Raw genomic sequence first — 23,506 nt, forward strand, 5'->3', positions numbered from 1 at the left:
TCGCTCCTACGTCCTACAGGAGGAGCTTTTGCAGCTCCTCCACCGGCAGCGGCCGGCTATGCAGGTACCCCTGATAGAGATGGCAGCCCAGGCCCTGCAGGAACTCAAGCTGTTCCGAGTTCTCCACCCCTTCGGCAATGATCTCCAGCCCCAAGCTGCGGGCCATGGCGACGATGGCGCGGATGATCTCGGCGTCGTTGGGGTCGGTGGTGGCGTCGCGAATGAACGACTGGTCGATTTTCAGGGTGTCGACCGGCAGGCGCTTGAGGTAGGTCAGCGAGGAGTAGCCGGTGCCGAAGTCGTCCATGGCAAAGCTCACGCCGAGTTTTTTCAGGCGCAGCATCTTGTTGATGGTGTCTTCCAGGTTCTGGATGACGATGCCTTCGGTGATTTCCAGTTTCAGCAGCGAGCTGGGCAGGCCGTAGGTGGCGAGGCTGTTTTCGATGCGCTCGACGAAGTCGTTCTGGCGGAACTGGCGCGGGCTGATGTTGACGCACAGGCTGAATTGCAGCGGGTCCACCCGGCCATCGGCGATCAGTTGCCTGAAGGCCTGGCAGGCTTCGTCGACGATCCAGGTGCCGACCTCCAGGATCAACCCGCTGTCTTCCAGTACCTTGATGAACTCGGTGGGCGACTGCGCGCCGAGTTCCGGGTGGTTCCAGCGCACCAGCGCCTCGGCACCGACAATGCGGTTATCCCGGGCGTCCACCTGGGGTTGGTAATGCACGCGAAACTCACCGCGTGAAAGCGCCAGGCGCAGGTCGGTTTCCATGCGCAGGCGTTCGCTCGCGGCCTTCTGCATGGTGTTGTGGTACATCTGCGCGGTATTTCGCCCCGAATCCTTGGCGCGATAAAGGGCGATATCGGCACGCTTGAGCAGGTCGGTCGGCGTGGCGCCGTGGTCGGGAATCAAGGCAATGCCGATGCTTGGCGTCACTTGCAGGCGCTGCCCGTCGAGGAACATCGGTTCCGATAGCAGCTCACGAATGGTATCGGCCAGCTCGCAGACCTGGTCGCTGACCTCGTTGCGCGAACCTTCGAGGCCGCTGAGCAGTACCACGAATTCATCCCCACCCAGGCGCGCGACGGTGTCTTCCATGCGCACGCTGGCTTCCAGGCGCGCGGTGATGATTTTCAGCACCGTATCGCCCACCGGGTGGCCGAGGGAATCGTTGATGTGCTTGAAGTGGTCAAGGTCGAGGAACATCAATGCGCCGCGCAGGTTGTGGCGCTTGAGCAGGGCGATCTGCTGGCTCAGGCGATCCATCAGCAGTGCGCGGTTGGGCAGGTTGGTCAGCGGGTCGTGGTAGGCCAGGTGGCGGATCTGCGCCTCGGCGTTTTTCAGCAGGCTGACGTCCCGCGCGGTCAAGAGCAGGCACGCGGTTTCGTTGAGGGTGATCGGTTCCACCGACACCTCCACCGTCAGCAACTCGCCGCGCTTGTTGCGCCCGAGCATTTCCTGGTGGTGTACCCGGCCCTTGATCTGCAGTTCGGCCAGCAACGCCGAGCGTTGCTTCTCTTCGGCCCAGATCCCCACCTGGTACACGGTACGGCCGATCACTTCGTCGGCGCGGTAGCCGGTGAGGCGGCAGAAACCGTCGTTGACCTCCAGGTAGCGTCCGGTATCGCGTTCAGTGATGGTGATGGCGTCGGGGCTGGAGTGGAAGGCCTTGGCGAACTTCTCTTCGCTGGCCTTGAGCGCCGCTTCCGAGCGTTGCTGTTGGGTAATGTCGCGCAAGGTGGTGACGATGCACGACTGTTCGCTGACGCTGATCTGGCGACTGGAAATCACGCAGGTCAGCGACTGCCCATCCTTGTGCTGGACGAGGATCGCCACATTGTTCAGGCCTTGCTCGCGGATCACCTGTTCGATCCGCTGCAGGCTCTTTGCCGAAGCGTCCCACAGGCCGATTTCGTCGGCGCTGCGCCCGATCACGTCGGCGGCGCTCCAGCCAAAGGTCTGGGTGAAGCTGGAGTTGATCTCGATGAACTGCCCGGTGTCCTGGCGCGTCACGCAGATCGGATCCGGGCTGACCTGGAACAGGGTGGCGAATTTCTCTTCGGAGGCCACCAGGCGTTGTTCGCGCTCGACCTGATCGGTGATGTCGAGCAGGGTGCCGGCCATGCGCAGGGGCACGCCGTTTTCATCGCGGTAGAGGCGGGCGCGGCTTTCCAGGTAGCGTGAGCTGCCGTCCGGCATTTGCACCCGATAGGTCAGCTGATAGTTGCCGGCCGGGCCTTCGCGCAGGCTGCGGTAGGCATCACGCATGGTGTCGCGCTCTTCGCCGGGCACGCCTTCGAAAAAATCGTCGAACGATTCATGGAAAGGGATGGGATCCATGCCGTGCAACTGGGCGGCGCGGGCCGAGCCATACAGCATGCCGCTGGGAATGTGCCAGTCCCAGGTGCCCAGTTGCGCCGAGTCCAGGGCCAGGTCGAGGCGCTCCTGGCTGTCCTTGAGGGCGTGTTCGGCGGCTTTGCGTTCGGTGGTGTCAAGGAAGGTGCTCAGCAGGTACGGCTGGCCTTCGAGTTCGACCTTTTGTGCGCTGAGGATGCCATCGTGGATCTGCCCGTTGCTGGCGCGAAACTGCACCTCCATGCTGGTCAGTTCGCCCTTGGCCTTGGTGGCCTTGACCAGTTGTGCGCGTTGCTCGGGGTGCACCCAAAGGCCCAGTTCCAGCGTGGTACGGCCGATCGCGTCCTGCACCGGCCAGCCGAACAGGCTTTCGAAATACTGGTTGGCTTCGGTGATCAGGCCGTCATCCTGGCGCGTCAGCAGGACCATGTTCGGGCACAGGTGAAACAGCGTCGCGAAGCGTTTCTCCGAGCTGCTCAGCGCCTGTTCGCGCAGGCGTTGGTGGGTGATTTCGCGGATCACGCCAATCATGCGTGGACGGCCGTGTTTGTCTGGCAGCAGGCTGCCGCTGATCTCCAGCCAATGCAAGCTGCCGTCGGGCCAGCGAACGCGATGGTGCATCGCTTGCTCCAGCGGCGCGCCAGCGATCACGGCATGGAAGGCGCGAAGGGTCTTGGCCCGATCTTCGACAGGCAACAGGTCGAGGTATTCCAGGTCGGCCGGCAACGGTTGCCGGGGATCGAAGCCAAACAGCGCCTGCGTGCCCCGGGACCAGCTGATCTGCCCACGCTCGATATCCCAATACCACGCGCCCAGGCGCGCGCCGTTGAGCGCGGCCAGCAATTGCGAGGCACTTTCCCAGCTTTGTTCGGAGCTTTTCGGGTCAAGCGCCTGGATGCGCGGCATCGGCGGAATACGGTCAACAGATTTCGGCATTGGCAAGCCTTGAGCTGAATTGGGTATCGGGTACAGAAATTCGGGCTCTATAGGAGTAGCACAAGTCAGCCTTGAGTCCCTGGCAGATCGATTTGAGCATCCAGCAAGGCCATGAAGGCCCGCGCTGCATTCGATAGCGTCCTTTCTGTGTGCAGGATATAGCCTAGCTGGCGAGTCAGTTGTATGCCCGGTAAAGGTATTCGCGCAACCTGGTCATCGAGCATGGTGCGTGGCAAGACGCTCCAGGCCAGGCCGATCGACACCATCATCTTGATGGTTTCCAGGTAATTGGTGCTCATGGCGATGTTCGGCGTCAGGCCCTGGGCTTCGAACAGGCGCTGGACGATGTGGTGGGTAAAGGTGTTGCCGCCGGGGAACACCGCCGGGTGCCGGGCGATGTCCGCGAGGCTGACCTTGCCGTTGTTGAGCAACGAATGCTCCGGGGCCACCACGAAGTCCAGCGGGTCGTCCCACACCGGTGTTGCCTTGACCAGGGCGTGGGGTTCCGGCGCCAGGGTGATGACCGCCAGTTCCGCCCGACCATGGAGGATTTCCTCGTAGGCCACCTCGGAGTCGAGAAACTGGATGTCCAACGCGACCTCGGGATAACGTCGGGTGAACTCCCTTAATAAAGGTGGCAAGCGGTGCAGGCCGATGTGGTGACTGGTGGCCAGGGTCAGACGACCGGTCACCTCCCCGGTGAGGTTGGTCAGGGCGCGGCGCGTATCATCGAGGACGTTCAGAATCTGGTAGGCCCGGGGCAGGAGGGCGCGGCCAGCCTCGGTCAGGCCGACTTCGCGGCCCAGCCGATCGAACAGCCGCACCTTCAATTGCTGCTCCAGCCCGGCGATGCGCTTGCTGATCGCTGGCTGCGTCAGGTGCAAGCGTTCGCCCGCACCGGAGAAGCTTCCGGTCTCGGCGATGGCGATAAAGGCATTGAGGTTGGCCAGGTCCATATCAGTATTCCAGCTGGTTATCCAAAGCATAAAAAATATGAATTTGAGTTATTTAATGTAACCCCATAGGATCAGCCTCACAAGCCAAAGGGTTATTGAATCACTCAAGACCCAGGGCATAGAAACAAGCTGATGAGGAAACCGTCTGATGGCCGGCAAAACGCTCTACGACAAGCTCTGGGATTCGCATTTGGTCAAGCAGCGCGACGATGGTTCGGCGCTGATCTACATCGATCGTCACATCATCCACGAAGTGACCTCGCCGCAAGCTTTCGAAGGCCTGCGTCTGGCCGGGCGCAAGCCATGGCGTATCGATGCCAACATCGCGACCCCGGACCACAACGTACCGACCACCCCTGAGCGCAAGGGCGGCATCGCAGCCATTGCCGACCAGGTCTCGCGTTTGCAGGTCCAGACCCTCGACGATAACTGCGACGAATACGGCATCGTCGAATTCAAGATGAATGACGTCCGCCAAGGCATCGTCCACGTCATCGGTCCGGAGCAGGGTGCAACCTTGCCGGGCATGACCGTGGTCTGCGGCGACTCCCATACCTCGACCCACGGCGCTTTTGGTGCCCTGGCTCACGGTATCGGCACTTCCGAGGTCGAGCACGTGCTCGCCACCCAGTGCCTGGTCGCCAAGAAAATGAAGAACATGCAGGTAACGGTCGAAGGCCAATTGCCGTTCGGCGTGACCGCCAAGGACATCGTTCTCGCCGTGATCGGCAAGATCGGTACCGCCGGTGGTAATGGTCACGCCATCGAGTTCGCCGGCAGCGCGATTCGCGACCTGTCCGTCGAAGGCCGCATGACGATCTGCAACATGGCCATCGAGGCCGGCGCCCGTGTTGGCCTGGTAGCAGCGGATGAAAAAACCGTGGCTTACGTGAAGGGCCGTCCGTTTGCCCCGAAAGGCGCGGAGTGGGATTTGGCCGTCGAAGCCTGGAAAGACCTGGTGTCCGACGCCGATGCGAAGTTCGACACCATCGTTGAGCTCGACGCGACCCAGATCAAGCCGCAAGTCAGCTGGGGCACTTCGCCCGAGATGGTTTTGGCTGTGGATCAGAACGTTCCGGATCCTGCGAAGGAAATGGACCTGGTCAAGCGCGGTTCCATCGAACGCGCCCTGAAATACATGGGTTTGACCGCCAATCAGGCGATCACCGACATTCAGCTGGACCGCGTGTTCATCGGCTCCTGCACCAACTCGCGGATCGAAGACCTGCGCGCAGCGGCAGTGATCGCCAAGGGCCGCAAAGTGGCCTCGACCATCAAGCAGGCCATCGTGGTGCCGGGTTCGGGCCTGGTGAAGGCCCAGGCTGAATCGGAAGGCCTGGACAAGATTTTCCTCGAAGCCGGTTTCGAATGGCGCGAGCCGGGTTGCTCGATGTGCCTGGCGATGAACCCGGACCGTTTGGAGTCTGGCGAGCATTGCGCTTCCACTTCGAACCGCAACTTCGAAGGCCGTCAGGGCGCCGGTGGTCGTACCCACCTCGTTAGCCCGGCCATGGCCGCCGCCGCCGCTGTGAACGGTCGTTTCGTCGACGTCCGTGAATTGATCTAAAGGAGCGCAGCATGAAAGCTTTCACCCAGCACACTGGACTTGTCGCGCCTCTGGATCGTGCCAACGTCGACACCGACCAGATCATCCCGAAACAATTCTTGAAGTCGATCAAGCGCACCGGTTTCGGCCCGAACCTGTTCGACGAATGGCGTTACCTGGACGTGGGTCAGCCGTATCAGGACAACTCCAAGCGCCCATTGAACAAGGACTTCGTGCTCAACGCCGAGCGTTACCAAGGCGCCAGCGTGTTGCTGGCCCGCGAGAACTTCGGTTGCGGCTCCAGCCGTGAGCACGCGCCATGGGCCCTGGAAGAGTACGGTTTCCGCAGCATCATCGCGCCGAGCTATGCCGACATCTTCTTCAACAACAGCTTCAAGAACGGCTTGCTGCCGATCATCCTGAGCGACGCTGAAGTCGACGAGCTGTTCCAGCAGGTCGAGGCCAATCCGGGCTACCAGTTGCAGATCGATCTGCAGGCCCAGACCGTGACCCGTCCGGACGGCAAGGTCTTGAGCTTTGAGATCGATGCGTTCCGCAAGCATTGCCTGCTCAATGGCCTGGACGATATCGGCCTGACCTTGCAGGACGGTGATGCGATTGCGGCGTTCGAGGCCAAACACCGTGCGAGCCAGCCTTGGTTGTTTCGCGACGCGTGATTGATCCGGCATTGATGTAGGCAGGACCGGCCCCATCGCTGGCAAGCCAGCTCCCACAGGTTTTGTGTACACCGCAAAACACTGTGGGAGCTGGCTTGCCAGCGATGAGGCCCGAACAAACACCACAAGACTCACCCCCAAAAGGAAGTCCCCCATGACCAGCACCGCCCAGCACAGCCAGGTAGTCCAGAAGCAATTCGGTGAACAGGCCGCGGCCTACCTGAGCAGTGCCGTACACGCTCAAGGCACCGAATTCGCGCTGCTGCAGGCCGAACTGGCGGGGCAGGGCGAGGCCCGTGTCCTGGACCTGGGCTGCGGCGCCGGTCACGTGAGTTTTCAGGTGGCTTCGCTGGTCAAGGAAGTGGTGGCCTACGACCTGTCGCAGCAGATGCTCGACGTGGTCGCCGCCGCAGCCGTTGATCGGGGCCTGGGCAATATTGCCACGGTCAACGGCGCCGCCGAGCGCCTGCCGTTCGCCGATGGCGAGTTCGACTTCGTGTTCAGCCGCTATTCGGCGCACCATTGGAGCGATCTCGGCCTGGCCCTGCGGGAAGTGCGTCGGGTGCTGAAACCGGGTGGCGTGGCGGTATTCATCGACGTGTTGTCACCGGGCAGCCCGTTGTTCGACACTTACCTGCAGAGCGTCGAAGTGCTGCGCGACACCAGCCATGTGCGCGACTATAGCGCCGGTGAGTGGCTGCGCCAGGTCAGTGAGGCAGGGCTGCATACCCGCAGCACCAATCGCCAACGGCTGCGTCTGGAGTACAACTCCTGGGTCGAGCGCATGCGCACGCCACAGGTGATGCGCGCCGCGATCCGCGAGTTGCAGCAGTCGATGGGCAACGAAGTGCGCGAATATTTCGAGATTGAGGCCGATGGTTCGTTCAGTACCGATGTACTGGTACTGATGGCTGAAAGATAAGCGACTAACAGACTTTTTCCGGGAGCGCCCCAGGCGCACCGACTGATGACATGAGGAACGCATGAGCAAGCAGATTCTGATTCTCCCAGGTGACGGTATTGGCCCGGAAATCATGGCCGAAGCGGTCAAGGTGCTGGAGTTGGCCAGCGACAAGTTCGCTTTGGGCTTCGAGCTGAGCCACGACGTGATTGGTGGCGCGGCCATCGACAAGCACGGCGTGCCTTTGGCCGATGAAACCCTGGAACGTGCCCGCGCCGCCGATGCCGTGCTGCTGGGCGCGGTGGGCGGCCCGAAATGGGACACCATCGAGCGTGACATTCGTCCTGAGCGCGGCCTGCTGAAAATCCGTGCGCAATTGGGCCTGTTCGGCAACCTGCGTCCGGCGATCCTGTACCCGCAACTGGCCGAGGCCTCCAGCCTGAAGCCGGAAATCGTTGCCGGCCTGGACATCCTGATCGTTCGCGAGCTGACCGGCGGTATCTACTTCGGCGCGCCACGCGGCACCCGCACCCTGGAAAACGGCGAGCGTCAGTCCTACGACACCCTGCCGTACAGCGAAAGTGAAATCCGCCGCATCGCCCGCGTCGGTTTCGACATGGCCATGGTCCGCGGCAAGAAGCTGTGCTCGGTGGACAAGGCCAACGTACTGGCTTCCAGCCAGCTGTGGCGTGAAATCGTCGAGGAAGTGGCCAAGGACTACCCGCAGGTCGAACTGAGCCACATGTACGTCGACAACGCCGCCATGCAACTGGTACGGGCACCGAAGCAGTTCGACGTGATCGTCACCGACAACATGTTCGGCGATATCCTGTCCGACCAGGCGTCGATGCTCACCGGTTCCATTGGCATGCTGCCGTCGGCCTCCCTGGACACCAACAACAAAGGCATGTACGAGCCGTGCCACGGTTCGGCACCGGACATCGCAGGTAAAGGCATCGCCAACCCGTTGGCGACCATTTTGTCGGTTTCGATGATGCTGCGTTACAGCTTCAACCAGCAGGCCGCCGCCGATGCTATCGAAAAAGCCGTTAGCCTGGTGTTGGACCAGGGCTTGCGCACCGGTGACATCTGGTCGAACGGTTGCACTAAAGTCGGTACGCAGGAAATGGGCGACGCAGTAGTCGCCGCGCTGCGGAATCTGTAATCTCTCGGGCCCGCTGCCACTTTTACCCCCAAAGGCAGCGGCCCACTTTTCAAGAAGGTGTAGTTGCGATGAAACGTGTAGGTCTGATCGGTTGGCGCGGTATGGTCGGTTCCGTGCTCATGCAGCGGATGCTGGAAGAGCAGGATTTCGATCTTATCGAGCCGGTGTTTTTCACCACTTCCAATGTCGGTGGCCAAGGCCCGTCCGTGGGCAAGGACATTGCTCCGCTCAAGGACGCTTACAGCATTGAAGAGCTGAAGACCCTCGACGTGATCCTGACCTGCCAGGGTGGCGACTACACCAGCGAAGTCTTCCCGAAACTGCGCGAAGCCGGCTGGCAGGGTTACTGGATCGATGCCGCCTCGAGCCTGCGCATGCAGGATGACGCGGTCATCGTGCTGGACCCGGTCAACCGCAAGGTCATCGACCAGCAGCTGGATGCCGGCACCAAGAACTACATCGGCGGCAACTGCACCGTCAGCCTGATGCTGATGGGCCTGGGTGGCCTGTTCGAGGCTGGCCTGGTGGAGTGGATGAGCGCCATGACTTATCAGGCGGCATCGGGTGGCGGCGCGCAGCACATGCGTGAGCTGATCAAGCAGATGGGCGTAACCCACGGCGCTGTTGCCGATCAACTGGCCGATCCGGCCAGCGCGATCCTCGACATCGACCGTCGTGTGGCCGAAGCCATGCGCAGCGACGCTTACCCGACCGAAAACTTCGGCGTACCGCTGGCCGGCAGTCTGATCCCGTGGATCGACAAGGAGCTGCCGAACGGTCAAAGCCGTGAAGAGTGGAAGGCCCAGGCCGAAACCAACAAGATCCTCGGTCGCTTCAAGAGCCCGATCCCGGTGGATGGCATCTGCGTGCGTATCGGCGCCATGCGCTGCCACAGCCAGGCGCTGACCATCAAGCTGAACAAAGACGTGCCGATCGCCGATATCGAAGGGCTGATCAGCCAGCACAACCCTTGGGTCAAGCTGGTGCCGAACAACCGTGACATCAGCATGCAGGAGCTGAGCCCGACCAAGGTCACCGGCACCCTGAACATCCCGGTTGGCCGTCTGCGCAAGCTGAACATGGGCTCGCAGTTCGTCGGCGCGTTCACCGTCGGCGACCAACTGCTGTGGGGCGCGGCCGAACCGCTGCGTCGCATGCTGCGGATCCTGCTTGAGCGTTGATCGACTGAAGCTATGAAAGAACCCGCGCCTTGCGAGAGGCGCGGGTTTTTTTATGCCTGGGGTTTCTCGGTTGTCTGGTCTGGCCTCATCGCTGGCAAGCCAGCTCCCACAGGTTACAGTGGTACACACAAAATAAGGTTCGACAACGATCTCTGTGGGAGCTGGCTTGCCAGCGATGAGGCCAGCGTGGGTGCCACAGAATTGCCTGCATGCCCCCCACCCGGTAAAGTGCCGCTCCCCCCGTTTCGCCAGAGGTAAAACCATGAGCCAGACCATAGATATTGCCGTGATCGGCGCCACCGGTACTGTCGGCGAAACGCTGGTGCAGATCCTCGAAGAGCGTGATTTTCCGATCGGCAGCCTGCACCTGCTGGCCAGTAGTGAATCCGCTGGCAGTTCGGTGCCGTACCGCGGCAAGAACGTGCGTGTGCGCGAAGCCGATGAGTTCGATTTCAGCAAGGTCCAGCTGGTGTTCTTCGCCGCGGGCCCGGCAGCGACCTTGAGTTTCGCCGCGCGCGCCACGGCGGCCGGTTGCTCGATCATCGACCTGTCCGGCGCCTTGCCGGCCGATCAGGCGCCGCAGGTGGTCCCGGAAGCGAATGCGTCAGTGCTGTCCGGCCAGAAAAAGCCATTCCAGGTCAGCAGCCCAAGCCCGGCGGCCACCACCCTGGCGGTGCTGCTCGCACCTCTGCTGGGGCTGCTCGATTTGCAACGCATCAACCTGACCGCCAGCCTGGCGGTGTCTGCCCAGGGCCGCGAAGCCGTGACCGAGCTGGCCCGGCAAACCGCCGAGCTGCTGAATGTGCGTCCACTGGAGCCGACCTTCTTTGATCGGCAGATGGCCTTCAACCTGCTGGCCCAGGTCGGCAAGCCGGATGAGCAGGGCCATACCTTGCTGGAAAAGCGCCTGGTGCGCGAACTGCGCCAAGTCATGGCGTTGCCTTCTTTGAAGATTTCCGTCACTTGCATTCAAGCCCCGGTGTTTTTTGGCGATAGCTATAGCGTGACCCTGCAGTGCGGGAGCGACATCGACCTGGCAAAGGTCAACGCCGCGCTCGAGGACGCGCCCGGCATCGAGCTGGTGGAAGCCGGCGATTACCCGACAGCGGTCGGTGATGCGGTAGGGCAGGATGTGGTCTACGTTGGTCGGGTGCGCCTGGGGATCGACGAACCGTCGGAACTTAATGTGTGGCTGACGTCAGATAACGTACGCAAAGGCGCGGCGCTCAATGCTGTGCAGGTGGCCGAATTGTTGATAAAAGACCTGCTGTAAAAGATACTTCCAAACGAGCGTCATGCTTGGCCGTAATGTCGAAGGCGAGCCACCCTGAAGGGCTTTGCAGGGCATGCATGAAACGATCGCGCGCGGCGACCTTCGCCCGCGCGCAATGCCTTACGGCAGCGGCTATCTGCCTCGCTGGCCGAGGAATGTGAAAACTAAGGATAAGCTATGGTTCAAGTTCGCAAACTGGTGTTAGCAATAGCGGCCGCCTCGGCGCTGTCCTCCGGTATGGCGCATGCCCTCGGGCTCGGGGAACTGACCCTGAAGTCGACGCTGAACCAGCCGCTGGTGGCGGAAATCGAGTTGCTCGACGTCAAGGAACTCACCGCTGCCGAAGTGGTGCCCAGCCTGGCTTCTCCTGAAGATTTCGCCAAGGCCGGTGTCGACCGCCAGGCGTTTCTCAACGACCTGACCTTTACCCCGGTGCTCAATGCCAGCGGTAAAAGCATCCTGCGCGTGACCTCCAGCAAACCCCTGACCGAACCAATGGTGAAATTCCTGGTTCAGGTGATGTGGCCCAACGGTCGACTGCTGCGCGATTACAGCGTGCTGCTCGATCCGTCCAAATTCTCGCCGCAGACCGCTGAGGCGGCCGCGCAATCTGCACCTGTTCAAACCGGTACTACGCCTGTCACCGGTGCGACCAAACCGTCCGAATACACCACCACGCGGCGCGATACCTTGTGGGAAATCGCCGCGAAGGCGCGTAATGGCGGTTCGATTCAACAAACCATGCTGGCCATCCAGGCGCTGAACCCGGATGCCTTCATCGATGGCAATATCAACCGGCTCAAAACCGGTCAGGTGTTGCGTCTGCCGGATCAGGCCCAAAGTACGAGCTTGCCGCAATCGAAGGCCATCGCCGAGGTGGCTGCACAAAACACCGCCTGGCGTCAGGGGCGTCGTTATGTCGCCAAGCCGGGTACAGGCCAGCAGCAGCTCGATGCGACCAATCGCGGTCGCGGCGACACCGTTTCCGCGCAAGCTGGCCAGGACAAGCTGAGCCTGGTTTCCGCCGAATCCGGAAAGGCCAAGGGCAAGGGCGCCGCAGGCGATGCCAAGGCCTTGAACAACCAGCTGGCGGTAACCCAGGAAAGCCTCGATACCAAGCGCCGTGACAGCGCTGAACTGAAAAGCCGCATGACCGATCTGCAAAGTCAGATGGACAAGCTGCAACGTCTCATTGAGCTGAAGAACAACCAACTGGCCAAATTGCAGGCCGAAGGTGCGGCGGGGACGTCTGCGACAACCGAAACCGCTGCAGCTATCCCTGCTGAGCTGCCCGCCGATCCTGCGACAACGCCTGCCGAAGCGCCGGCGCCAGCCCCGGTCGAAGCAACGGCGCCCGCGCCTGCCCCGGCTGAAGCGGCGCCTGAAGCGACTCCTGCTCCGGTCCCGGCAGAAACGCCGGTCGAACCGACGCCTGCAGCCTCGGACGAGCATAAATTCAATGAATTGCTGACCAATCCGTGGCTACTGGGCCTGGCGGGCGGCGGGGCAGTGGTGGTGCTGCTGTTGCTGTTGTTGCTGGCCCGTCGCCGCAAGGCCCAGCAGGAAGCCGAAAAACATCTGCGCATGGCCCGCGCCCTGGCCGAAGAGCAGGAGTTTTCCTCCGAGCTTGACCTGTCTAAAGGCATCTTCGATGACCTGGAAGAGGTTGCGCCGCCGAGCCCAAAACTTGCCACTGCACCGGCTCCAGAACCGACGCCAGCACCAGCACCAGCACCAGCACCCGCTCCGGTGATTGCCCCGGTCGTGGTCACCCCGCCGATTGCCGCGCCGCTGGTGTCGCCCGCCGGCGAGCATTCCGACGATGTGCTGGACCGCGCGCAGTTGCACATCGACGGTGGTCGCCTGAATCAGGCTGTCACGCTGCTGGAGGCAGGCGTCAAGCAAGAGCCGCAACGCAGCGATTTACGCCTCAAGCTGATGGAAGTCTACGGTTTGCAGGGCGATCGCGACGCGTTCGTGGTCCAGGAGCGCCAGTTGGTGGCCAATGGCGACAACTATGCCCAGGTCGAAAAGCTCAAGAGCCGTTTCCCGGCCATGGCGCTCGTCGCCGCGGGCGGTATTGCCGCTGCGGCCGCCGCTGCCGAGCTGGACGCACAGTACGTCAAGGACCTGTTGCTCGACGAGCCGCAAGTGCCCGCTGCGGTTGATGACGACTTTGACAGCGCGTTCGACCTGAGCCTGGATGACCTGGAAAACGTCACGCCGGTAACGGTTACGCCGGAGCCAGCACCAGAACCGGCGCCGGAGCCTGAAACAACCCTGGCCGATCTGGAAGATTTCCCGCTGGACGATGACCTGAGCTTCGAGTCGGTCCTGCAGCAACAGACTGAAATCAAGGAAAACCTTGATGACCTGTCGGAGTTCGACCTGGACATGGACCTTGGTGGCGAGCCAACGCCAGCGATCCTGGCCGAGGACGATTTCCTGCTGAGCCTGGATGAAGACGTCAAGGACCAGCCGGCCGCGCCAGCCCCGGACGTGCCACAAGTAACCCTGGACGATTTGGACCTGCCGGCCGATTTCGATTTGTCCCTGGCCGATGAAATGGACGTTCCGGCGCCTGCGCAGGCGGTTACCCCTGAGCTGGATGATCTCAGCGCCGAGCTGGAAAGCCTGTCCCAAAGCATCAGCGAGCCAAGTTTCACGGTCGATGACGCCCTGGCAACCGTGGATGACGAGCCGGAATTCGATTTCCTGTCCGGTACCGACGAAGTCGCCACCAAGCTCGATCTGGCTCAGGCCTACATCGACATGGGCGACAACGATGGTGCCCGCGACATCCTCAACGAGGTGGTGACCGAAGGCGACGACGGCCAGAAGAGCGAAGCCAAGGAAATGCTCGCGCGCCTGGCTTGAGTGATTGACCGGTTGTAATAAAACGGCAGCCCATTGAGGCTGCCGTTTTTGTTTGCGGGGGATGTGATGGTGACTATCAGGGCCTCATCGCGGGCAAGCCCGCTCCCACAGGGATATTCGCCGCTCACAATACCTGTGGGAGCGGGCTTGCCCGCGATGAGGCCGGTACGGTCAAAGGAGATCCCTCTGGTATCCCCGCTGGACAGCCTTATAATGCCCCCCTTTGCGTACATCAGCAGGCTGTCCCTCCTTGGCAAACATAGATAACCCGGCCGCCGAAATGGCGGCCGACGGCTTTTTCCGGATCGCGTTGGGCGTTGAATACAAGGGCTCGCGTTACCGTGGCTGGCAGCGCCAGGTCTCTGGCGTGCTCACGGTGCAGGAAACCCTCGAAAACGCCTTGTCCAAGGTAGCCGACTCTCCCGTTTCGCTGTTGTGCGCCGGGCGTACCGATGCCGGCGTGCACGCGTGTGGCCAGGTGGTGCACTTCGACACGCAAGTCGAGCGTTCGATGAAGGCCTGGGTCATGGGCGCCAATATCAATTTGCCGCACGATGTCAGCGTCAGTTGGGCCAAGGTCATGCCGGCGCATTTTCATGCCCGGTTCAAGGCCATTGCCCGGCGCTATCGCTACGTGATCTACAACGACCAGATCCGTCCGGCGCACCTGAACGAAGAAATCACCTGGAACCACCGTCCGCTGGACGTCGAGCGCATGGCCGAAGCGGCCCGGTACCTGGTGGGTACCCATGATTTCAGCGCTTTCCGTGCCGGCCAGTGCCAGGCCAAGTCGCCGATCAAGGAACTGCATCACCTGCGTGTCACGCGCCACGGCAAGATGATCGTGCTGGATATCCGCGCCAGCGCCTTCCTCCACCACATGGTGCGCAACATTGCCGGCGTGCTGATGACCATCGGTGCCGGCGAGCGTCCGGTGGAGTGGATGAAGGAAGTCCTGGAGAGCCGAATTCGCCGTTCCGGCGGGGTGACCGCGCATCCGTTCGGCCTGTATCTGGTGCAGGTCGAGTACCGCGACGAGTTCCAGTTGCCCGAGCGTTACATTGGCCCACATTTCCTTACCGGTTTCAGCGAACTTGACGGCTGACGCCTTCGAACGCTTTTGTTACCATCCGGGACTTTCCCGGATTTACCGTGAGGATTTCTCGACATGGCAGCCGTTCGCAGCAAGATTTGCGGGATTACCCGCATGGAAGATGCGTTGGCGGCGGTCGAGGCCGGGGCCGATGCCATCGGCTTCGTGTTCTACGCCAAGAGCCCGCGGGGCGTGACGTTCCAGCAGGCGCGCGCGATCATCAAGGCGTTGCCGCCGTTCGTCACCACCGTGGGCTTGTTCGTCAATGCCAGCCGCTGCGAGCTGGGAGAAATCCTCGACGCCGTGCCGCTGGACCTGCTGCAGTTCCATGGCGATGAAACCGCAGAGGACTGCGAAGGCTGGCATCGTCCGTACATCAAGGCCCTGCGGGTCAAGGCGGGGGATGATATCGCGGCGGCTTGCGACGCTTATCCCGGTGCCAGCGGTATTTTGCTCGACGCCTATGTCGAAGGCGTTCCCGGTGGAACCGGCCAGGCATTCGACTGGTCATTGATACCGCAAGGCTTGAGCAAGCCGATTATCCTGGCGGGCGGCCTGACCCCGGAAAACGTCGCCGAGGCGGTGACCCGGGTTCGACCTTATGCCGTGGATGTCAGCGGCGGGGTAGAGGCGAGCAAGGGCATCAAGGATCACGCAAAGATTCAGGCGTTCATCGACGCGGTACGTAGAAGCTCACAGGAGCTCCCACGTTGATGTGACGGCTGGCAGACTGCCGCCGTCCACTGCACTGTACAAAACGGCTGAGGATTGATGGGGTGTACGCAGGTCACGCTGCAATGACCCGGCACCCATCGAAGATCGCCGCACACATGAATTTAGCTCAAGGGCATACGCGGGGCTGCGAACCAGAGCGTTCGGGCCGCCGGTACTGGAGAAAGAAAGCATGAGCAACTGGTTAGTAGACAAACTGATCCCTTCGATCATGCGTTCCGAGGTCAAGAAGAGCTCGGTGCCTGAAGGTCTTTGGCACAAATGCCCGTCTTGCGAGGCTGTGCTGTATCGTCCGGAGCTGGAAAAGACCCTGGACGTTTGCCCCAAGTGCAATCACCACATGCGTATCGGCGCGCGCGCGCGTATCGACATTTTCCTCGATGTCGAAGGCCGTACCGAACTGGGCGCTGACCTGGAGCCGGTTGACCGCCTGAAATTCCGCGATGGCAAGAAGTACAAGGATCGCCTGACCGCGGCGCAGAAGCAGACCGGCGAGAAAGACGCTCTGATCTCGATGAGCGGTACCCTGCTGGGCATGCCTGTGGTGGTTTCGGCGTTCGAATTCTCCTTCATGGGCGGTTCGATGGGCGCCATCGTCGGTGAGCGCTTCGTGCGCGCCGCCAACTACGCGCTGGAAAAACGCTGCCCGATGATCTGCTTCTCCGCCTCCGGTGGCGCGCGGATGCAGGAAGCCCTGATCTCGCTGATGCAAATGGCCAAGACCTCCGCGGTGCTGGCGCGTCTGCGTGAAGAAGGCATTCCGTTCATCTCCGTGCTGACCGACCCGGTCTACGGCGGTGTTTCCGCCAGCCTGGCGATGCTGGGCGACGTGATCGTCGGCGAGCCGAAGGCCCTGATCGGCTTTGCCGGTCCACGCGTAATCGAACAAACCGTTCGTGAAAAACTGCCTGAAGGCTTCCAGCGCAGTGAGTTCCTGCTGGAGCACGGCGCGATCGACATGATCATCCACCGTCAGGAACTGCGCCCGCGCCTGGGTAACCTGCTGGCGCAAATGATGGGCCTGCCGACGCCGAAATTCGTCGCTGCGCCAATCGAGCCAGTCGTGGTTCCACCGGTGCCTGCAAACATATGACCCAACGCACCCTTGGCGAGTGGCTCGCCTACCTTGAGCAGTTGCACCCTTCGGCCATCGACATGGGCCTTGAGCGCTCGCAGCAGGTAGCGTCCCGCATGGGACTGGGCAAGCCGGCGCCTCGGGTGATCACGGTCACCGGCACCAATGGCAAAGGCTCTACCTGTGCATTCGTGGCTTCATTGCTGCGAGCGCAGGGCCTGCGCGTCGGTGTCTACAGTTCTCCGCACCTGCTGCGTTACAACGAGCGGGTGCAAGTCAATGGCGTCGAAGCCACTGACGCCGAGCTTTGCCAGGCTTTCGCCGCGGTCGAAGCCGGTCGCGGCGACACTTCCCTGACCTATTTCGAGATGGGCACCCTGGCGGCGTTCTGGCTGTTTCAACAGTCGGGGCTCGACGCCGTGGTCCTGGAAGTGGGGCTGGGCGGGCGCCTGGACACGGTCAACGTGGTGGACGCCGACATGGCGCTGGTCACCAGCATTGGCGTGGATCATGCGGATTACCTGGGTGATACCCGCGATTCCGTGGCCTTCGAGAAGGCCGGCATCTTCCGCCAGGGCGCGCCTGCGCTCTGCGGCGACCTGAATCCCCCGCAGCCCCTGCTGGACAAGGCGCGCGAGCTCAATTGCCCGTTTTTCCTGCGTGGGCGCGATTTTGACTTGGGTGTGACCGATCAGCATTGGCAATGGCGCGGCGTTGATGCCAAGGGGCAAGTGATCGAATTGCACGATCTGCCGCTGCTCGACCTGCCGATGGAAAACGCCGCCCTGGCGCTGCAGGCCTACCTGTTGCTCGGTTTGCCTTGGGTGAGTGCGCAGATTGTCCAGGCGCTGCAAGCGACGCGAATCGTCGGTCGACTCGATCGCCGGCAGGTCGACTGGCAGGGCAAGCGCCTCAACCTGTTGCTGGATGTGGGGCACAACCCCCACGCCGCCGAGTATCTGGCCCGTCGCCTGGCCAGCCGTCCACCGGTCGGCAAGCGTCTGGCGGTATTCGGATTGCTGGCAGACAAGGATCTGGATGGTGTCATTGGCGAATTGAGTGCTAGTGTCGAGCACTGGGCTGTCGCACCGTTGGACTCGCCCCGGGCGCGACCGGTGGCCGACTTGCGCGAAGCGCTGGACAAGCGCGGCGCGTCGGTGACGTCCTACGACAGCGTGGCCGCCGCCCTGGAAGGGCAGTGTGCGCAGGCGACGAGCGACGACGAGATTCTGTTGTTCGGATCATTCTATTGTGTTGCCGAGGCCCTTGAGTGGCTGGCCCGGCGCTCCACGGAGGTAGCGGCAAATGGCATTGCTGGATAAGGCTTACAAGCAGCGCATGGTCGGTGCCCTGGTCCTGGTGGCGCTGGCGGTGATATTCCTGCCGATGCTGTTTTCCCGCCAGGATGAGCAGCGTCAGGTGACGGTCCAGGCCCCGGCCGCGCCGCAAGCACCGGCGATGCCGCAAGTGCAGGTGGAGCCCGTGGTGGTGCCTGAGCCACAAGCCCTGCCGCAGGAGCCTGTGCCGAGCGACGAAGAAATCGCCCAGCAGGAAGCCCCGGTTGCACCGGTTGCGCCTGTCGCGCCGGCGCCCGCCGCCAAGCCGGTCACGCCGCCCCCTGCACCGGCCCCTGTCCCGGCGCTGGCGGCCAAGCCCGCCACGCCGCCGTCCCAACCGATCACCGCCGCATCGGGCAAGCCCGATACCAGCCAAAGCCGCGTCGATGCCAATGGCCTGTCGGTCAGTTGGTCGGTGCAACTGGCCAGCCTGGCCAATCGCGAAAGTGCGGAAAAGCTGCAAAAAAACCTGCGCAGCCAGGGTTACAATGCCTACATCCGTACGGCCGATGGCAAGAATCGCGTGTTTGTCGGGCCGCTCATCGAGCGTGCAGAAGCCGATCGCCTGCGTGACCTGTTGAACCGCCAACAGAACCTCAAGGGGTTTGTCGTGCGCTTTCAGCCAGAGCGTGGCTAAATCTATCGCCACGATTTGAAATGCACTGACAATCGCAGCTTACCGATAAGCATGGGCTCTGCTAAAATGCGCCGCCTTATCCGTCTGTAGGCTGCACTGTGCCATTTACCTGGGTTGACTGGGCGATCGTTGCAATCGTCGCCATCTCCGCTTTGATCAGTCTGAGCCGCGGCTTCGTTAAAGAAGCACTGTCGCTGGTGACCTGGATCATCGCAGGAGCCGTTGCCTGGATGTTCGGTGGTTCATTGTCCGAGTACCTCGCCGGATACATCCAGACCCCATCGGCTCGTGTGATCACGGGCTGTGCCATCATGTTCGTCGCCACGCTGATCGTGGGCGCAATGATCAATTATCTTATCAGCGAGTTGGTTCGCGTCACCGGGTTGTCCGGGACCGATCGATTCCTCGGCATGGCGTTCGGTGCAGCGCGTGGCGTGTTGCTGGTGGTCGTGGCGGTCGGGCTATTGAGCCTGGGGCCGGTACAACAGGACGGGTGGTGGAAAGAGTCCCAACTCGTGCCAAAATTTTTATTGGTCGCCGACTGGTCCAAAAACCTGATTCTCGGGTGGAGCAGTCAGTGGCTTGCCAGCGGTATCAGCGTACCCGCTGATATTCCGTTCAAGGAGCAGCTCTTGCCGATGGCCAAAACGCCTCAGTGAGTGTTGTTCAGTTCAGATCCATTAAGTAGGGGTTGCGTCGCATGTGTGGCATCGTCGGTATCGTCGGTAAGTCGAACGTCAATCAGGCGCTGTATGACGCGCTAACCGTCCTCCAGCACCGCGGCCAGGACGCTGCCGGTATCGTGACCAGCCATGATGGCCGGTTATTCCTGCGCAAGGACAACGGCCTGGTGCGTGACGTGTTCCAGCAGCGTCACATGCAGCGCCTGGTCGGCCACATGGGCATTGGCCATGTGCGCTACCCGACCGCGGGCAGCTCGACCTCGGCCGAAGCTCAACCGTTTTACGTCAACTCGCCTTACGGCATCACCCTGGCGCACAACGGTAACCTGACCAACGTTGAACAACTGGCCAAGGAGATTTACGAATCTGACCTGCGCCACGTCAACACCAGTTCCGATTCGGAAGTACTGCTGAACGTGTTCGCACACGAGCTGGCCCAGCGCGGCAAGCTGCAGCCAACTGAAGAAGACGTGTTCGCGGCCGTTACCGACGTGCACAACCGTTGCGTTGGTGGCTACGCGGTCGTAGCGATGATCACCGGCTACGGCATCGTCGGTTTCCGCGACCCGCACGGCATCCGCCCGATCGTGTTCGGCCAGCGTCACACCGACGAAGGCGTCGAGTACATGATCGCCTCCGAGAGCGTGTCCCTGGACGTGCTCGGTTTCACCCTGATCCGCGACCTGGCACCGGGCGAAGCGGTCTACATCACTGAAGACGGCAAGCTGCACACCCGTCAGTGCGCGACCAACCCGTCCCTGACCCCGTGCATCTTCGAACACGTCTACCTGGCGCGTCCGGACTCGATCATCGACGGCGTGTCGGTGTACAAGGCCCGCCTGCGCATGGGCGAGAAGCTGGCCGAGAAGATCCTGCGCGAGCGTCCGGATCACGACATCGACGTGGTCATCCCGATCCCGGACACCAGCCGCACCGCGGCCCTGGAGCTGGCGAACCACCTGGGCGTGAAGTTCCGCGAAGGTTTCGTGAAAAACCGCTACATCGGCCGGACCTTCATCATGCCGGGCCAGGCCGCACGGAAAAAATCCGTACGCCAGAAGCTCAACGCCATCGAGCTGGAATTCCGCGGCAAGAACGTGATGCTGGTGGACGACTCCATCGTGCGCGGCACCACCTGCAAGCAGATCATCCAGATGGCACGCGAAGCGGGCGCCAAGAACGTTTATTTCTGTTCTGCAGCCCCGGCCGTGCGTTTCCCGAACGTCTACGGCATCGACATGCCGAGCGCCCACGAGCTGATCGCCCACAACCGTTCGACCCAGGACGTTGCGGATCTGATCGGTGCCGACTGGCTGATCTATCAGGATCTGCCTGACTTGATCGAAGCGGTCGGTGGCGGCAAGATCAAGATCGACAAGTTCGATTGCGCGGTGTTCGACGGCCAGTACGTCACCGGCGACGTCGACGAGGCTTACCTGAACAAGATCGAGCAGGCGCGTAACGATGCCTCCAAGGTCAAGACCCAGGCAGTCAGCGCGATCATCGATCTGTACAACAACTGAGTAACTACCGGCCCTGAGGGGCCGGTTTTGTATCTGGCTTTTAATTTTCGAGATTAGGGAAAGGAGTGACAGCATGAGTCAGGATTGGGATGCCGGTCGGTTGGACAGCGACCTCGAAGGCGTAGCGTTCGATACCCTGGCCGTACGTGCCGGTCAGCACCGTACGCCGGAAGGCGAACACGGTGATCCGATGTTCTTCACTTCCAGCTACGTATTCCGCACCGCCGCCGATGCGGCCGCGCGTTTTGCCGGGGAAGTGCCGGGTAACGTCTACTCGCGCTACACCAACCCCACCGTGCGCGCCTTCGAAGAGCGCATTGCCGCCCTGGAAAGCGCCGAGCAAGCCGTGGCCACCGCCACCGGCATGGCCGCGATCATGGCGGTGGTCATGAGCCTGTGCAGTGCCGGCGATCACGTGCTGGTGTCGCGTAGCGTATTCGGCTCGACCATCAGCCTGTTCGAGAAGTACTTCAAGCGTTTCGGCGTCGAAGTCGACTACGTGCCCCTGGCGGACCTGTCCGGCTGGGATGCGGCGATCAAGGCCAACACCAAATTGCTGTTCGTCGAATCGCCGTCCAACCCGCTGGCCGAACTGGTGGACATCGCCGAGCTGGCGAAAATCGCTCACGCCAAGGGCGCGATGCTGGTGGTCGACAACTGCTTCTGCACCCCGGCGCTGCAACAGCCGCTGAAACTGGGTGCGGACATCGTCGTGCACTCGGCAACCAAGTTCATCGATGGTCAGGGCCGTTGCATGGGCGGTGTCGTGGCCGGGCGCAGCGAGCAAATGAAAGAAGTGGTCGGCTTCCTGCGTACCGCTGGGCCGACCTTGAGCCCGTTCAACGCCTGGATCTTCCTCAAGGGCCTGGAAACCCTCAACCTGCGGATGAAGGCCCATTGCGCCAACGCCCAGCAACTGGCCGAATGGCTGGAGCAGCAGGACGGCATCGAGAAAGTCCATTACGCCGGCCTCAAGAGCCATCCACAGCACGAGCTGGCCCTGCGTCAGCAGAAGGGCTTCGGTGCGGTCGTGAGTTTCGAGGTCAAGGGCGGCAAAGAGGGCGCCTGGCGCTTCATCGATGCGACCCGCCTGATTTCGATCACCGCCAACCTGGGCGACAGCAAGACCACCATCACCCACCCGAGCACCACCTCCCACGGCCGCCTGGCACCGCAGGAACGTGAGGCTGCGGGCATTCGTGACAGCCTGATCCGCATTGCGGTCGGCCTGGAAGACGTGGCAGACCTGCAAGCCGACCTGGCGCGCGGGTTGGCGGCCTTGTGATCGAGTTGTCCACGCCACCGGGCTCCAATGGTCGCGTTGCACTGGTGACCGGTGCGGCGCGGGGCATTGGCCTGGGTATTGCGGCCTGGTTGATCAGCGAAGGCTGGCAAGTGGTGCTGACGGACCTGGACCGGACGCGCGGTTCGAAGGTGGCGAAAGTGCTGGGCGACAATGCCTGGTTCATCGCCATGGACGTTTCGAACGAAGGGCAGGTGGCGCTGGGTGTTGCCGAGGTGCTGGGGCAGTTCGGGCGCCTGGATGCGCTGGTGTGCAATGCGGCGGTTGCCGATCCGCACAACATCACCCTGGAAAGCCTCGACCTGGCCTACTGGAACCGGGTACTGGCGGTGAACCTCAGTGGGCCGATGCTGTTGGCCAAGCACTGTGCGCCGTACCTGCGGGCGCATAGCGGGGCGATCGTCAACCTGGCCTCGACCCGCGCCGGTCAGTCGGAACCCGACACCGAGGCCTATGCCGCGAGCAAGGGCGGCCTGCTGGCCTTGACTCACGCACTGGCTATCAGCCTTGGCCCGGAGATTCGGGTCAATGCGGTCAGCCCTGGCTGGATCGATGCACGGGACCCTTCCGTGCGTCGCGCCGAGCCGCTGACCGATGCCGACCATGCCCAGCATCCGGCGGGCAGGGTAGGGACGGTCGAGGACGTGGCGGCGATGGTGGCCTGGCTGCTGTCGAAGAACGCCGGCTTTGTCACGGGGCAGGAGTTCGTGGTCGATGGTGGCATGACCAAGAAGATGATTTACGAGCAGTGAGGGGCAGCTTCAAGCTTCAAGCTGCAAGTTAAAGCAGACTGTGTCATGCCTGCTAACGCAATACCGCTCTTCTCTTGCAGCTTGTAGCTTGCCGCTTGAAGCTGTTTTTGAAAAAAACTTCAATCCTGCTATTGACTTAGGTTCGCTACCTGCGTAAATTTCGCGGCCTCGGAGATGCAAACGGGTGATTAGCTCAGCTGGGAGAGCGTCTGCCTTACAAGCAGAATGTCGGCGGTTCGATCCCGTCATCACCCACCACTTCCGAGAAACTTGCGAAAGCAAGAGGTAGGCTGAAATGCCTCCACCGACGCGCAGCGGTAGTTCAGTCGGTTAGAATACCGGCCTGTCACGCCGGGGGTCGCGGGTTCGAGTCCCGTCCGCTGCGCCATATTTACGAAGCAGATTACGATCTGGTTCGCGATTGAAGAGCACCGAAGCTTTTCAATCAAACGAGTTACCTGGACGCAAGTCCACAGCGATACGCAGCGGTAGTTCAGTCGGTT

Annotated in this window: 18 protein-coding genes and 2 tRNA genes; 18 read left to right on the plus strand and 2 right to left on the minus strand. The window is 61.9% G+C overall.

Annotation, left to right across the window (positions count from 1 at the left end; translation table 11 throughout):
• Positions 1–13 precede the first annotated feature (13 nt).
• Positions 14–3,292, minus strand: a complete 3,279-nt coding sequence (locus PMI35_RS25335; RefSeq protein ID WP_008056357.1) for a PAS domain S-box protein — start codon at positions 3,290–3,292, stop codon at positions 14–16.
• A gap of 65 nt (positions 3,293–3,357) precedes the next feature.
• On the minus strand, positions 3,358–4,248 hold the full coding sequence (locus PMI35_RS25330) for a LysR family transcriptional regulator (RefSeq protein ID WP_008056358.1): 891 nt from the start codon (positions 4,246–4,248) through the stop codon (positions 3,358–3,360).
• A gap of 148 nt (positions 4,249–4,396) precedes the next feature.
• On the opposite strand from PMI35_RS25330, the gene leuC reads away from it, so the two are divergent.
• The 18 genes from leuC (at position 4,397) to PMI35_RS25240 (ending at position 23,391) form a co-directional block, all read left to right on the plus strand.
• Positions 4,397–5,815 carry a 3-isopropylmalate dehydratase large subunit gene (gene leuC / locus PMI35_RS25325; RefSeq protein ID WP_008056360.1) on the plus strand — a complete coding sequence of 473 codons (1,419 nt, stop codon included), beginning with the start codon at positions 4,397–4,399 and terminating at the stop codon, positions 5,813–5,815.
• Positions 5,816–5,826: 11 nt separating this feature from the next.
• Complete coding sequence (leuD, locus tag PMI35_RS25320) at positions 5,827–6,471, plus strand: 3-isopropylmalate dehydratase small subunit (RefSeq protein WP_008056361.1); 645 nt, start codon at positions 5,827–5,829, stop codon at positions 6,469–6,471.
• Positions 6,472–6,625: 154 nt separating this feature from the next.
• Positions 6,626–7,393: a class I SAM-dependent methyltransferase gene (locus tag PMI35_RS25315; RefSeq protein ID WP_008056362.1), complete on the plus strand. Its 768-nt coding sequence runs from the start codon at positions 6,626–6,628 to the stop codon at positions 7,391–7,393.
• A 61-nt stretch (positions 7,394–7,454) separates the two neighbouring features.
• On the plus strand, positions 7,455–8,537 hold the full coding sequence (leuB, locus tag PMI35_RS25310; protein ID WP_008056363.1) for a 3-isopropylmalate dehydrogenase: 1,083 nt from the start codon (positions 7,455–7,457) through the stop codon (positions 8,535–8,537).
• Positions 8,538–8,605: 68 nt separating this feature from the next.
• Entirely contained in the window at positions 8,606–9,718 is a 1,113-nt protein-coding gene (gene asd / locus PMI35_RS25305; protein ID WP_008056364.1) for an aspartate-semialdehyde dehydrogenase, read from the plus strand.
• A 262-nt stretch (positions 9,719–9,980) separates the two neighbouring features.
• Complete coding sequence (locus tag PMI35_RS25300) at positions 9,981–10,991, plus strand: aspartate-semialdehyde dehydrogenase (protein ID WP_008056365.1); 1,011 nt, start codon at positions 9,981–9,983, stop codon at positions 10,989–10,991.
• 177 nt (positions 10,992–11,168) lie between these two features.
• Positions 11,169–13,868 (plus strand): FimV/HubP family polar landmark protein, encoded by a 2,700-nt coding sequence (locus tag PMI35_RS25295; protein WP_008056366.1) that lies wholly within the window; start codon positions 11,169–11,171, stop codon positions 13,866–13,868.
• A 280-nt stretch (positions 13,869–14,148) separates the two neighbouring features.
• A complete protein-coding gene (gene truA, locus PMI35_RS25290; protein ID WP_032831433.1) occupies positions 14,149–14,973 on the plus strand; it encodes a tRNA pseudouridine(38-40) synthase TruA in 825 nt (274 codons plus the stop codon).
• 63 nt (positions 14,974–15,036) lie between these two features.
• A complete protein-coding gene (locus tag PMI35_RS25285) occupies positions 15,037–15,675 on the plus strand; it encodes a phosphoribosylanthranilate isomerase (protein ID WP_008056368.1) in 639 nt (212 codons plus the stop codon).
• 190 nt (positions 15,676–15,865) lie between these two features.
• Positions 15,866–16,786: an acetyl-CoA carboxylase, carboxyltransferase subunit beta gene (gene accD, locus PMI35_RS25280; protein WP_008056370.1), complete on the plus strand. Its 921-nt coding sequence runs from the start codon at positions 15,866–15,868 to the stop codon at positions 16,784–16,786.
• Entirely contained in the window at positions 16,783–18,090 is a 1,308-nt protein-coding gene (gene folC, locus PMI35_RS25275) for a bifunctional tetrahydrofolate synthase/dihydrofolate synthase (protein WP_008056372.1), read from the plus strand. The genes accD and folC overlap by 4 nt, the downstream gene beginning before the upstream one ends.
• Positions 18,074–18,742, plus strand: a complete 669-nt coding sequence (locus PMI35_RS25270; RefSeq protein WP_008056373.1) for an SPOR domain-containing protein — start codon at positions 18,074–18,076, stop codon at positions 18,740–18,742. Before folC ends, PMI35_RS25270 begins: the two co-directional genes overlap by 17 nt.
• 98 nt (positions 18,743–18,840) lie before the next feature.
• Complete coding sequence (locus tag PMI35_RS25265) at positions 18,841–19,401, plus strand: CvpA family protein (RefSeq protein WP_008056374.1); 561 nt, start codon at positions 18,841–18,843, stop codon at positions 19,399–19,401.
• Positions 19,402–19,442: 41 nt separating this feature from the next.
• Positions 19,443–20,948, plus strand: a complete 1,506-nt coding sequence (gene purF, locus PMI35_RS25260) for an amidophosphoribosyltransferase (RefSeq protein WP_008056375.1) — start codon at positions 19,443–19,445, stop codon at positions 20,946–20,948.
• 73 nt (positions 20,949–21,021) lie between these two features.
• Positions 21,022–22,233, plus strand: a complete 1,212-nt coding sequence (locus tag PMI35_RS25255) for an O-succinylhomoserine sulfhydrylase (RefSeq protein ID WP_008056376.1) — start codon at positions 21,022–21,024, stop codon at positions 22,231–22,233.
• Positions 22,230–23,003: an SDR family oxidoreductase gene (locus tag PMI35_RS25250; protein ID WP_008056379.1), complete on the plus strand. Its 774-nt coding sequence runs from the start codon at positions 22,230–22,232 to the stop codon at positions 23,001–23,003. Before PMI35_RS25255 ends, PMI35_RS25250 begins: the two co-directional genes overlap by 4 nt.
• Before the next feature lie 182 nt (positions 23,004–23,185).
• Positions 23,186–23,261 (plus strand) — tRNA-Val (locus tag PMI35_RS25245).
• 53 nt (positions 23,262–23,314) lie between these two features.
• Positions 23,315–23,391 (plus strand) — tRNA-Asp (locus tag PMI35_RS25240).
• Positions 23,392–23,506: the final 115 nt, after the last annotated feature.

The organism is Pseudomonas sp. GM78, assembly GCF_000282475.1.
GTDB lineage: Bacteria > Pseudomonadota > Gammaproteobacteria > Pseudomonadales > Pseudomonadaceae > Aquipseudomonas.